This is a genomic window from Mesorhizobium sp. M0159, from assembly GCF_040322295.1.
In the GTDB taxonomy this organism is placed as follows: Bacteria; Pseudomonadota; Alphaproteobacteria; order Rhizobiales; family Rhizobiaceae; genus Mesorhizobium.
On the sequence record NZ_JAMYTF010000006.1, the window covers coordinates 39,958 to 52,214 of the forward strand.

Consider the following 12,257-nt stretch of genomic DNA (forward strand, 5'->3'; position numbering starts at 1 on the left):
AGGCTAGATGTTGAACGCCCGCTTCGGCGGAATATCGTTTTCATCCGGATTGGGAATGGGGTCCTCGTCGGGAAGCCTGTCGGGGTCCGGCTCACGCACGGGCTTGGGATCGGGGATGGGAGGCGGCGGCACCGGGGTCGGGGTTGGCTCGGGTGTGGGAATAGTGGCCATCGTGATCATCTCCTCTTGGCGCAGAACAACGCAATGGGTCAGCTGGTTCCCGCCTTCTGGTCAGCCCATCTCCGGATTCGCCTGTCTGCTGCCCGACTTGCTTGATCGCAGCAGCAGAGCAAGCGGAACGAGCAGGGCGGTTGCAACCGCGCAGTAGCGGAAGACATCGACATAGGCGAGCAGCGTGGCCTGGCGGGCGATCAACTGGCCAAGCCAGCCGATCGCCTGCTGCTTCGCCTCGACCATCGGCGAACCCTGGGCGACGAAATGCTCGGTCGCCTGCCGAAGCGCCTGCTGATAGGCGGGCGACGACTGCACGGTGTGGGCGACCAGATTCGATTGATGGATCTGGGAGCTTTGCGCAATGACGGTGTTGGACAGCGAGACGCCGATGCTGCCGCCGATATTGCGTGCAACGTTGATCAGCGCCGATGCCTGGTTGGTCTTCTGCGGGGGCAGGCCGACATAGGCCGCGGTCGAGATGGGAATGAACAGGAACGGCAGCCCGACCATCAGGAAAACACGGGCAAAGGCAAAGAAGCGGAAGCTGGCGTCCGGGGTGAGCGAGGTCATATGCCAGAGGGCCACTGCGACCACCGACATGCCCATCATGATCAGGTATTTGGGTTGCACGATGCTGCCTACAAATCCGGACACCGGCATCAAGATCAGCATGGCGATGCCGCCCGGCATCATCGAAAGGCCCGAGAGCGTCGCGGTGTAGGCAAATGTCGTCTGCTGCAGCTGCGGCACGATCTGGGTGGTGCTGAACAGGATAGCACCGACCGCCATCATGACCAGGAAGGCCGTGCCGAATTGGCGCGTGAACAATAGGCGCATGTCGACGACCGGATCGCTGCGACTGAGTTCCCATGGGATAAGCAGCAGGAACGCGATCGCCGAAATCACTGCGAAAGTGGTGATGAAATCCGAGGCGAACCAATCGTAGCGCTGGCCCCGGTCGAGAAAAATCTCCAGGCACCCCAAGGCAATCGCCACCAGGACGAACCCGATCCCGTCGATCTTCAGGCCGCCCTTCAGCCGTTCCTTGCGTTCGCGTTCGAGTACGTCCGGTTCGACCAACAGCCATTGCACCAGGGCCAGCGACAGGATGCCGAACGGCACGTTGATGAAAAAGATCCAGTGCCAGGAGAAATGGTCCGTCAGCCAGCCGCCGATCGTCGGCCCGACCGTCGGTGCGATGATGACGGCAATGCCGTAAAGCGCGAAGGCCTGCGAGCGCTTTTCAGGCGGAAAGGTGTCGGCAAGGATCGATTGCTCGCTTGGCGCCATGCCGCCGCCGCCGAGGCCCTGAAGGACCCTGAACAGGATGAGCAGTTCCAGGTTGGGCGCCAGTCCGCACAGCAGCGACGCGAGGGTGAAGGTCGCAACGCAGAGCATGTAGTAGCGCTTGCGGCCGATGACGCTTGCCAGCCAGCCGCTGACCGGGATGATCACCGAGTTGGCAACGAGATAGGTGGTAATCACCCAGGTGCTTTCATCCATTCCGGCCGCCAGGCTGCCGGCGATGTTGCGCAGGGCGACATTGGCGATCGAGGTGTCCAGCACCAGCATGAAAGTGGCGATGGAGACGACAACGGCGATGAGCCACGGATTGTGTGTCCCGGCGGCGGATCGGCTTTCATCCTGATTTCTGGCGGTTTCGCCGCTCATCGCACCTTGACCGTCGGCACCACCGACAGGCCCGGGCCGAGAAGCACATCCGGCGGCTTGTCGAAGACGATCTTGACCGGCACGCGCTGCACCACCTTGACGTAATTGCCCGTGGCATTTTCGGCCGGCAGGAGGCTGAAGGCGGTGCCGCTGCCGGCCTGAATACTGTCGACGCGGCCATGGAAGGACTTGTCCGGGTAGGCGTCGATGTCGATGTCGACCGGCTGTCCCTGCCGCATCAGATCGAGCTGCGTCTCCTTGAAATTGGCCTTCACCCAGACCTCGTCGGGAACGAACATCATCAATACCTGGCCGGGTTGGGCGTAGGTGCCCTTAGCGGCGGAAATGCTCGTTGCGCGCCCGGCTGCGGGTGCTGTGATAGTCGTGCGCGACAGCGTCGTGCGGGCTTGCTCCTGGCTGGCCTTTGCCTGCTCGAGCTGCGCCTCGGCGCTCCTGGCCTGTGCCTGCAAGACCGAAACCTGGCTTTTTGCGGAGGCGACATTGGCCTCGGCGCTGTCCAGCGCGGCCTGGTCCTGACGCAGCGTCGATGCCGCCTGCTGCGCCTGCTGCTGCGTTGCTGTGCCCCTGGCCAGGAGTTCGCGATTGCGTTGATCCTCGGCCTTGGCGAAATCCAGCGCTGCCTTGGCCTGTGCAACCTGCCTCTGGGCAGCGTTTACCTTTGCGTTTTGAGCCTCGATCTGGGCGGCGACATTGACGATTTCGGCCTCGGCCGCGGTGACGCCGGCGTCGGCCTGCTTCAGGTTTGCCTGATAGTCGCTGTCGTCGACACGCAGGAGGACATCGCCCGCCTGTACATGCTGATTGTCGGTAACCGCCAGCTCGGTAAGGCGGCCGGCTATTTGCGCACCGATCGTCACTGTGCGCGCATCTATGAAGGCGTCGTCGGTCGATTCGTACTGGCGAGCGTTCAGCCACCAGATCGCGATGCCTGCCGCGACGAGCAACAGCGCAAGCGCGATGGCTGCGGCCGCATAGGGATGGCGCCTGGGAAAGCCGAGCAGACCGGCCTTTCGTTGCGAGGCATTCCCGTCGGGTTTTTCCTGCCGGGGCTCTGCCGATCGCTCACGAGATTCTCGAACCGGGGCCGGTTGCTCCCGGGTTTCATTTACAGGCTCGACGTCTTGCTCGACGCGTTGAGGCTTCGTGTCCAACGGAATTGCTTTCAAGACTGATATTGCAGCCGCCGAAGCGGACGCAAAGCCAAACGGCAAGCTTCCGCAAAAGTTCCTGTCCGGAAACGGGTTCGGTTAACGGGTCGACATCGAACACAGGCGGGGGCGCGTCGGAATTCGAGCGCCGCTTCACCGGGCAGGTGATCCGTACGCCTCATGTTGCGATGGTCCGGCCTTGTCAGCGCTCCATGGCGCGATAATTGCTCATGTAGGCGTGGGCGAATTCACCTGTCGACAGGAGCCGACCATGAAACATCAAACACTCGACCAACTGCAGGCCGTCGCGGAAGTTGAGTCCTTCGCGGCGTATCCGGCGATGACTCGAACCCAGCGGATTGAACGTTGGGCGGAACTTCTCGAACAAAACCCGACGCGATGCCTTGGGGCGCTTCCAGGCACCGAATATATGAACAGGGAAGCGCGTGACAGATCGCGTGGCGCTGGGACGCCGCTCACTGTCGCCTTTGAGGATCCGGTTCTGCGTGCCATGGGCCTCAGCGATGATACCTATGGTGAGGCAAAGCGCTTCTTCGAACTGAGCGACCGGCAGTTGCACCAAATCGTCTGCCATTGCCATGTCGGCGCTACGATGCAAGCGAGATGGGCCGCTGCCAGGGTGCGCGGGATAGTTCGCGGCAACAGATTTGTTGCCTGGATGAAGGGCTTGATCGTGCATTGAGGCGGTACGAGGAACGGCGGAACACGCGTTCTTTCCGCGCCGTGGAGAGCGCTTCCGAACTTGGAAGGGCTCGTGCCCCGTCGGGCCGCGCAGATTGTGAAACTCCTCGACGCTTGGCTGCGCCTTGTCGCGGCCATGCGTCCGTCTTTGATGTGAGAATTTGAGCTGGCCCGCCGCAGGTGAGGGCCTTCGTCTGACCGGCGGTCGAGCGCCGTCCAGGCCTGCCTGCGCGGCTACTAACGACGAATGATCCTGCGATCGGGGAAGATCCTGCGACCTGGCTAAACTAGCGATCGATTTCTCCGAACACGATGTCGAGCGAGCCGATGATCGCGGCAACATCGGCGATCATATGGCCTCGGGACAGGAAATCCATCGCTTGCAGGTGGGCGAAGGAAGGTGCGCGGATCTTGCATCGGTAGGGAACGTTGCCCCCGTCCGACACGAGGTAGACGCCGAATTCACCCTTCGGCGCCTCGACGGCGGCATAGACTTCGCCGCTCGGCACGCGAATGCCTTCGGTATAAAGTTTGAAGTGGTGGATCGTCGCTTCCATCGAGCGCTTCATCGTGGCACGCGGCGGCGGCGTGATCTTGCGGTTCGGGATCGCGACCGGTCCCTGGCCTTCGGGTGAGCGCAACTTTTCCAGACATTGCCGCATGATCCGGACCGACTGGCGCATTTCCTCCATGCGGACGAGATAGCGGTCGTAGCAGTCGCCATGCTTGCCGACCGGGATATCGAAATCCATCTCCGAATAGCATTCGTATGGCTGCGCCTTGCGCAGGTCCCAGGACGCGCCCGATCCGCGCACCATCACGCCGGAAAAGCCCCAGGCCCAGGCATCGTCGAGGCCGATCACGCCGACATCGACATTGCGCTGCTTGAAAATGCGGTTCTCGGTCAACAGCTCTTCGAGATTGTCGCAGACCTTGAGGAACGGATCGCAGAACTTCCAGATGTCGTCGAGGAGTTCCGGCGGCAGATCCTGATGCACGCCGCCGACCCTGAAATAATTCGCGTGCATGCGGGCGCCGGACGCGCGCTCATAAAAGACCATCAGCTTCTCGCGCTCGGCGAAACCCCAGAGCGGCGGCGTCAGCGCGCCGATGTCCATGGCTTGCGTGGTGACGTTGAGGAGGTGCGATAACAGCCGGCCTACTTCGCAGAAAAGCACGCGGATGAGCTGTCCGCGTTTCGGAACCGATATTTCGAGGAGCTTCTCGGCGGCGAGACAGAATGCATGCTCCTGGTTCATCGGCGCGACGTAGTCGAGCCGGTCGAAATAGGGCAAGGCCTGCAGGTAGTTCTTGTACTCGATGAGCTTTTCGGTGCCGCGATGCAGCAGGCCGATGTGGGGATCGGCGCGTTCCACGATCTCGCCGTCGAGTTCGAGCACCAGCCGCAGGACGCCGTGAGCGGAGGGATGTTGTGGCCCGAAATTGATGGTGAAGTTGCGAACTGCAGCCTCGGCCATGACAGTCCTCCGCGATCGGGCGGCCTTCGTTTCCGTGCCGGAGCCGGCTTGTCCGCTTTCAGCCGCTCACGTCGTCGTCTGGATGATCAGCGTCAGCGTGCCGTCGCCGTCGATATTGGCCGCCACGACCTGCGTGGAATTAAGCCCGTTCGCCGCCAGCGCCGATGCCGCCTGCGGCGATGCGTCGATCGAACTTTGCAGGATGCGCAAATCCTCGGCGCTGGTCTGGGTGACGACGGCCTCCGCCTGTGCCTTGATGTCAGGAGGCAGATCCTCCATCGCCACGATTGTCACTGCGGTGAAATTCTGGGCGGAGAAGGCTTGGTCAGGTGTAGTCTGGTCGGGAGTGGTCCCTTCGGGCGTGGCTTGCTCTGGCAGGGTTTGCGGGGCCGTCGGCGGGACAGGGGCAAGCTCTGGTCCCACGGATTGCGCATAGACCGGCGAGGCAAGGGCCAGCGCCGAAAGTGTGGCAATTGTCGTCGATAGGCGCATGGCCGTTCCTTCCGTTTGCTCAGCGGACGATCAATTCGGTGACGACAAAACCATCGTGTCGAAATATGGTTCCGTGACCGAGGTGATGTCTTGCCGAAAGCCGTGATTGTCGCGGAAAGCAGGGCGCGAAATCCGGCGTTGCCTGTCTCAGGCAGCGGTGTGGCTGCGATCGGGCTGCGGCCAGCGCTGCAACGCCTCACGGCCCTGAGCGGTCAGTTCGTAGATCCCGCGATCGGTGCGTGCGAACCAGCGATACACATTGTGCAGCAGGATCTTAGGCGCGTTCGGCAGGTTGGGCTTCAAGTCACGCGGCCGCTTTGGGCCGTCGGCGAGGGCTGCGGCGCATGCCAGCGCCTGCTGGCGATAAGCGGTCATGATCGGCGCACGCGAGCCGCCGCCGGCGACAGGATCGCCCTGCCGACGCCGATGTTCGTCAATTAGCTTCGAGCGGCGCCGGGGATCGCGACGCGGAGCCAATGCCGTCGGGCTGAGCAGCACCTGAACCTCGCCGTTCGGTCGCACGCCAAGCAGGCCAAAGCCGAGCCGACGGCAGAGATTGCGGTATCTCACATCGCTCTCACGGCCCTTGCCACGGGCCGACATGCATGCCGCTAGCCAGACCTCGTCGCTTGCCGCCATACGGTCGACGCCCTGGAGGATGAGCTCGAGATTGAACTTCAGCTTCAGCTCGCAGATGACGACGATCGGTGGAGAGTCGGCACTCAGCGCCAGCAGATCGCAGCCGCCGATCTCGCCCTTGACCATAAATCCCAAGCCTTCCAGGAAGGCCTTGACCGGGCTGTAGAGTGACGTTTCGAGCATGCGCCTTTGTCGGCTGCGAATCATCCCGCCGATCGGCGGTTCAGCGCGATGATCGCTCCTTGCCGTTGAACAGGAGGTAAACGACGGCCAAACAAGTGGTCGGAGCCGTGCCATGGCCGCTTGCCAATTTGGTATGCTGGTATAATGTGTACCTAAGGTAGCATGCTCCGCGTAGCTGCGCTGTGCTGGACATCCGGGCGCCCGAGACATCGTCCACGGCATCGTCATTTGAGCGGCGGCTCTCCTGCGTTCTCTAATCCGCCAACCGGCGGCAATGTGCGTACAAGTCAATGGGATGACGATCGGCAGGGCCGTCGTTGGAATTCAGGAGTAACGGACACATGACAACGATTGCGCTGTTTGGTGCGGGCGGCAAAATGGGTTACCGCCTGTCGACCAATTTTCGCGGATCTCCCTATACGATACGCCATGTCGAGGTCAGCGACGCCGGCCGCGAGCGGCTTAAGTCGGGCCTCGGCATCGATGCCGTCAGCGCCGATGAGGCGCTTGATGGCGCCGATGTGGTGATCCTGGCGGTTCCGGACACGCATATCGGCAAGGTTGCGGCGAGTATCGAGAGCAAGCTTGCGTCAGGCACCATGGTCGTCGTGCTCGACGCCGCAGCACCTTTCGCCGGCCACCTGCCGAAGCGGCCGGACCTGACCTATTTCGTCACCCACCCGTGCCATCCGCCGATCTTCAACGACGAGACCGACATGGCGGCCAAGAAGGATTATTTCGGCGGCGTCAAGGCCAAGCAGCACATGGTCAGCGCCTTGATGCAGGGACCGGAGGAAGATTTCGCCAAGGGTGAGGCGATCGCAAAGATCATCTGGGCGCCGGTCATGCGCTCGCATCGCGTCACGGTCGATCAGATGGCGCTGCTCGAGCCCGGCCTTTCTGAAACGGTGTGCGCCTCGCTGCTCGTCATCATGAAAGAGGCCGTCGACGAGGTGGTGGCGCGCGGGGTCGACAAGCAGGCGGCGCTCGACTTCCTGCTTGGGCATATGAACGTGCTTGGCGCCGTCATCTTCGGCGAAACCAAAGGCGTGTTCTCCGACGCCTGCAACAAGGCGATAGAGTTCGGCAAGCCGGTACTGATGCGCGACGACTGGAAACGGGTGTTCGAACCGGAGGAGATTGCCGCGAGCATTCAGCGCATCACTTGAGGGCAGCGACGCGTTCTCCGGAACATGTCACCTGAAATTGTCATTGACTCATTATACCAGTTGGCTTAGCTGTTCGATGGATCGGACCGTCAAGCTTCGCAGCAGGATCAGGCGCTGGATGAGTGGAGGATAGGGGGAGCGATCCGTCGAGGTGAAGCCGGCCAAGGGCTTGTGAATCTGACGCACCCCGCCGCCTACGGCCGGCTGACGAAATCGAACACATACAGCCTTGGCCAATCAAGGCGCAGGTTTTCAACGGGAGGAATACATGAAACTGACACGCAGAATGACGCTTGCGGCTTTTGCCGGCATGCTGGCGCTTGGCACCGCCGCACCCGCCTATGCGGCGGATTTGATCGCCATCATCACGCCCTCGCATGACAATCCGTTCTTCAAGGCGGAAGCTGTCGGCGCGGAGGCCAAGGCCAAGGAACTCGGTTACGAGGCGTTGGTGCTCGTCCATGACGACGACGCCAACAAGCAGTCCGAATTGATCGACACGGCGATCGGCCGCGGCGCCAAGGCGATCATCCTCGATAATGCCGGCGCCGACGCCACCGTCGCCGCGGTGCAGAAGGCCAAGGACGCGGGCGTTCCTTCCTTCCTGATCGATCGCGAGATCAATGCCACCGGCGTTGCCGTCGCGCAGATCGTGTCCAACAATTATCAGGGCGCCCAGCTCGGCGCACAGGAATTCGTCAAGCTGATGGGCGAGAAGGGTAATTTCGTCGAGCTCGTCGGCAAGGAATCCGACACCAATGCCGGCATCCGCTCCAAGGGTTACCACGACGTCATCGACGACTATCCGGACCTGAAGATGGTGGCGCAGCAGTCGGCCAATTGGAGCCAGACCGAGGCCTATTCAAAGATGGAATCGATCCTCCAGGCCAATCCCGATATCAAGGGCGTGATCTCCGGCAACGACACGATGGCGATGGGCGCTTATGCGGCACTTGCCGCTGCCGGCCGCAAGGACGTCATCGTCGTCGGCTTCGACGGGTCGAACGACGTGCGCGACTCGATCACCTCCGGCGGCATCAAGGCGACAGTCCTGCAGCCGGCCTTCGCGCAGGCGCAGATGGCGGTCGAGCAGGCCAACGACTTCATCAAGAACAAGAAGTCTCCGGCCGAGGAAAAGCAATTGATGGATTGCGTCCTGGTCAATGGCGACAATGCCGCCAAGCTGGAGACGTTCGCGCTCACCAACTGAGCCGGCGTAACATCAAGCAGCAAGGGACGAGCCTCCGGTTCGTCCCTTGCTTCCATTTCGCCCTTGCCTCCATTTCTCTGGGTGCTCCTGACCGCCATGCCGAACGAGCCGACATGTTCAACACGCTGACCCGGCCGATCTTTGTCGCGTTGTTCCTCGCAGCAATAGGCAGCCTGACCGCCTGCAAGATCCTGCCGACGCCGTCAGCGGAAAACGGCGGCACTGGCTCCGCATTCAATCCCGACAAGATGGTCGAGGACATCTGGGCGGCGAAAGTCATACCCTATCTGCAGCAGAAGGCCGGGCGGTTTGCCGAGGTTCACACCTTGGCCAAGACCGATCCCGCCGCTGCCGGCGCCAAATACGGCAACCCGAAGAAGCAGGCGAATTCGCCATGGACCTTCGCGGTTCGGCTCGAGGGCAAGGTCGTTGCAGCCAATACACAGTCACGCGCGGCGACGATGGACGTCGATGCCGACGGCGACGGCAAGGCGGACGCGCGGGTGCAGATCGGACCCGCCATGCGCGGAACCGCGCTGCGCGACAGCCTCGACTTCATCCAGTTCAACGATTTCACCAACCAGATCGACTTCGCCCAGTTCGGCAAGGCTTTCAACGCCTATGCCGACAAGACCGTGCTTTCCAAGCTGCCGCGCGAGGCACTCGAGGGCCGCAGCGTCGAGGTACTTGGCGCCTATACGCCGGGCAGTGGCCAGGACCTGCCGCTGGTGACGCCGGCGGAGGCAAAGATCGGGCCGAAGCCATGAGCGGCTATCAAGATGTCATCCTGAAGCTGGAGGACGTCTCGAAAGTCTATTCCGGCACCGTCGCGGTCAAACGGGCGAATTTCGAGGTGCGCAAAGGCGCGGTCAACGTGCTGGTCGGCGAAAACGGAGCCGGCAAATCGACGCTGATGAAGATCATCGCCGGCGTCGAGCAACCGACGCTCGGGCGCATCTTGCTGGACGGCGAGGAGGTTTCATTCTCGTCTTCCGGTGATGCCGTGAGCCGCGGCATCGGCATGGTTTTCCAGGAGCTGAATCTGTTCGGCAATCTGACTGTCGCCGAAAATATTTTCGCCACCCGCGAGATCACCAACCGCTTCCGCAAGATCGACCGCAAGGAGCAGGAGCGCCGCGCGGCGGAGTTCCTTGAACGCCTGGAAACCGGCATCCGGCCCGACATGCTGGTCGAGGATCTGCGCATCGGCCAGCAGCAGCTGGTCGAGATCGCCAAGGCGGTTTCGCTCGATGCGCGCATCCTGATCATGGATGAACCGACCTCGGCGCTGAGCGCGGCGGAAGTCGAGATCCTGTTCAAGGTGATTGCCGACCTCAAGGCACGCGGCGTGGCAATCGTCTACATCTCGCACCGGCTCGAGGAACTGATCCGCATCGGCGACACCATCACGGTGCTGCGCGACGGCCGCATCACCGGCCAGGCGGAGATGAAAGACGTCGACACCCAGTGGATCGTGCGGCAGATGATCGGCTCGGACGCCAAGGACTTCGCCAAGGCCGACGGCCATGTGCCGGGCGAGGAAATATTCCGCGCCGAGGACATCTGCCTGCCGCGCGTCACCGGCGGGCTTGCGGTCGATCACGTCTCGCTATCGCTGCGCGCCGGCGAAATTCTCGGCATCTATGGCCTGATGGGCGCAGGACGCAGCGAGCTGTTCGACTGCATCATGGGCCGCCACGGCCATTCGACGGGCACGATATTCATTGCCGGCAAAAAAGTGCACGAGCGCGACACGACGCGGCGCATCCGGCGCGGCCTGGCGCTGATCCCCGAAGACCGCCAGCGCGAAGGGCTGGTGTCGATCCTCTCCGTCGCCAGCAATCTGACGCTGGCCAGCCTGTCGCGGTTCGTGCGCCTGTTCCACATTCGCGGTGCCGCCGAAAGACAGGCGGTGGCCCGGACGGTGCGCGAACTGGCGATCAAGGTCGCCGATCCGGCGCAGGAAGTCTCGTCGCTGTCAGGCGGCAACCAGCAGAAGGTGGTGATCGGCAAGGCGCTGCTCACCGGCCCGAAGGTGCTGTTGATGGACGAGCCCAGCCGCGGCATCGACGTCGGCGCCAAGGCCGACGTGTTCCGCACCATGCGCAAGCTGTCGCGCGACGGCCTGGGGATACTGTTTGCCACCTCCGATCTCGACGAAGTGATGGCGTTGTCCGACCGTATCGCAGTGATGAGCAATGGAAAATTGACCGGCATGTTCGATCGCGCAGAGGCGACGGAGGCCGCACTCGTCGCTGCCTCGGCCTTCGGCCACGGACCGGTCCCGCACGGAGAGCAAGGCGCATGACTGACATCCCAGCCAAGGCGGCGGTCAACTCCATGTCGGGCGGCTCGGTCCTGCTGACGCTGATGAAGGCGAGGACGTTCATCGCGCTAATCGCCGTGCTGTTATTCTTCTCGATAGCCGCCCCCAATTTCCTATCGGCCGCCAATCTTATCCTGATGTCGAAGCACGTGGCGCTGAACGCATTCCTCGCAATGGGCATGACCTTCGTCATCATCACCGGCGGCATCGACCTGTCGGTCGGCTCGATCGTCGGCCTGTGCGGCATGGTGGCCGGCTACCTCGTGCTCAACGGCATCGACCTGCAGGTCGGCTACACCATCTATTTCAACGTCTTCGAGATCGCGCTGATCACGCTTGCCGTCGGCATATTGATCGGCGCCGTCAACGGCTTGCTGATCACCAGGCTTAACGTTGCGCCTTTCATTGCCACGCTCGGCGTGCTCTATGTCGCGCGCGGCCTGGCGCTGCTGTCGTCGGACGGCCGTACTTTCCCCAATCTCGTCGGCAAGCCCGAGCTCGGCACCACAGGGTTCGGCTACCTCGGCGCCGGCCGGCTGCTCGGCCTGCCGGTCGCGCTCTGGATTCTGCTCGTCGTTGCGCTAGGGGCGGCCTATCTCGCCAAATACACCCCGCTCGGCCGCCACATCTTCGCCGTCGGCGGCAATGAGCGGGCGGCGCGGATTTCAGGCGTCCGCGTCAACATGGTGAAGATGTTCGTCTACATGTTCTCCGGCTTCTGCGCGGCGATCGTCGGGCTGATCATCTCGTCCGAACTGATGGCCTCGCATCCGGCGACCGGAGAGAGCTTCGAGCTCAACGCCATTGCCGCGGCAGTGCTCGGCGGCACCTCGATGTCGGGCGGACGCGGTACCATCGGCGGTACCATTGTCGGCGCCTTCGTAATCGGCATCCTTTCGGACGGGCTGGTGATGATGGGAGTGAGCTCGTTCTGGCAGATGGTGATCAAGGGCCTCGTCATCATCGTCGCCGTCGTCGTCGACCAGGCACAGCGCCGGCTGCAGAGCCGTGTCACGCTGATGCAGATGGCAAAGGCCGGCTGAC

Annotated in this window: 12 protein-coding genes; 6 read left to right on the forward strand and 6 right to left on the reverse strand. The window is 62.5% G+C overall.

What is annotated here, in order from left to right; translation table 11 throughout:
* Positions 1-3 precede the first annotated feature (3 nt).
* Genes NKJ32_RS08140 through NKJ32_RS08150 form a run of 3 tightly spaced genes read right to left on the reverse strand, consistent with a single transcriptional unit; the run spans position 4 to position 2,810 of the window.
* Positions 4-171 carry a hypothetical protein gene (locus NKJ32_RS08140; RefSeq protein WP_084640998.1) on the reverse strand — a complete coding sequence of 56 codons (168 nt, stop codon included), beginning with the start codon at positions 169-171 and terminating at the stop codon, positions 4-6.
* 60 nt (positions 172-231) lie between these two features.
* Entirely contained in the window at positions 232-1,845 is a 1,614-nt protein-coding gene (locus NKJ32_RS08145) for a DHA2 family efflux MFS transporter permease subunit (RefSeq protein WP_352827315.1), read from the reverse strand.
* Positions 1,842-2,810: an HlyD family secretion protein gene (locus tag NKJ32_RS08150; RefSeq protein WP_352644166.1), complete on the reverse strand. Its 969-nt coding sequence runs from the start codon at positions 2,808-2,810 to the stop codon at positions 1,842-1,844. The genes NKJ32_RS08145 and NKJ32_RS08150 overlap by 4 nt, the downstream gene beginning before the upstream one ends.
* Positions 2,811-3,285: 475 nt before the next feature.
* Between NKJ32_RS08150 and NKJ32_RS08155 the strand changes: the two genes are divergently transcribed.
* On the forward strand, positions 3,286-3,717 hold the full coding sequence (locus tag NKJ32_RS08155; RefSeq protein WP_023675469.1) for a hypothetical protein: 432 nt from the start codon (positions 3,286-3,288) through the stop codon (positions 3,715-3,717).
* Positions 3,718-4,003: 286 nt separating this feature from the next.
* On the opposite strand, the gene NKJ32_RS08160 is transcribed toward NKJ32_RS08155, so the two are convergent.
* From NKJ32_RS08160 to NKJ32_RS08170, 3 genes are all read right to left on the reverse strand, one after another.
* The gene (locus tag NKJ32_RS08160; RefSeq protein ID WP_352568086.1) at positions 4,004-5,194 is read right to left on the reverse strand and encodes an NADH-quinone oxidoreductase subunit D; all 1,191 of its coding nucleotides are present in this window, start codon (positions 5,192-5,194) and stop codon (positions 4,004-4,006) included.
* A 66-nt stretch (positions 5,195-5,260) separates the two neighbouring features.
* Positions 5,261-5,686: a hypothetical protein gene (locus tag NKJ32_RS08165; RefSeq protein WP_023675471.1), complete on the reverse strand. Its 426-nt coding sequence runs from the start codon at positions 5,684-5,686 to the stop codon at positions 5,261-5,263.
* A gap of 147 nt (positions 5,687-5,833) precedes the next feature.
* On the reverse strand, positions 5,834-6,508 hold the full coding sequence (locus tag NKJ32_RS08170; RefSeq protein ID WP_352577760.1) for a DUF2161 domain-containing phosphodiesterase: 675 nt from the start codon (positions 6,506-6,508) through the stop codon (positions 5,834-5,836).
* Between the two features lie 341 nt (positions 6,509-6,849).
* Between NKJ32_RS08170 and NKJ32_RS08175 the strand changes: the two genes are divergently transcribed.
* The 5 genes from NKJ32_RS08175 (at position 6,850) to NKJ32_RS08195 (ending at position 12,256) form a co-directional block, all read left to right on the forward strand.
* The gene (locus tag NKJ32_RS08175; protein ID WP_352586635.1) at positions 6,850-7,677 is read left to right on the forward strand and encodes a phosphogluconate dehydrogenase C-terminal domain-containing protein; all 828 of its coding nucleotides are present in this window, start codon (positions 6,850-6,852) and stop codon (positions 7,675-7,677) included.
* Between the two features lie 268 nt (positions 7,678-7,945).
* Positions 7,946-8,887, forward strand: coding sequence for a D-ribose ABC transporter substrate-binding protein (locus NKJ32_RS08180; RefSeq protein ID WP_023675475.1), 942 nt, complete (start codon positions 7,946-7,948; stop codon positions 8,885-8,887).
* A 113-nt stretch (positions 8,888-9,000) separates the two neighbouring features.
* Positions 9,001-9,654 carry a DUF2291 family protein gene (locus NKJ32_RS08185; protein WP_352827318.1) on the forward strand — a complete coding sequence of 218 codons (654 nt, stop codon included), beginning with the start codon at positions 9,001-9,003 and terminating at the stop codon, positions 9,652-9,654.
* Positions 9,651-11,195: a sugar ABC transporter ATP-binding protein gene (locus NKJ32_RS08190; RefSeq protein WP_352754973.1), complete on the forward strand. Its 1,545-nt coding sequence runs from the start codon at positions 9,651-9,653 to the stop codon at positions 11,193-11,195. The genes NKJ32_RS08185 and NKJ32_RS08190 overlap by 4 nt, the downstream gene beginning before the upstream one ends.
* On the forward strand, positions 11,192-12,256 hold the full coding sequence (locus NKJ32_RS08195; RefSeq protein WP_352577757.1) for an ABC transporter permease: 1,065 nt from the start codon (positions 11,192-11,194) through the stop codon (positions 12,254-12,256). Before NKJ32_RS08190 ends, NKJ32_RS08195 begins: the two co-directional genes overlap by 4 nt.
* Position 12,257 lies beyond the last annotated feature (1 nt).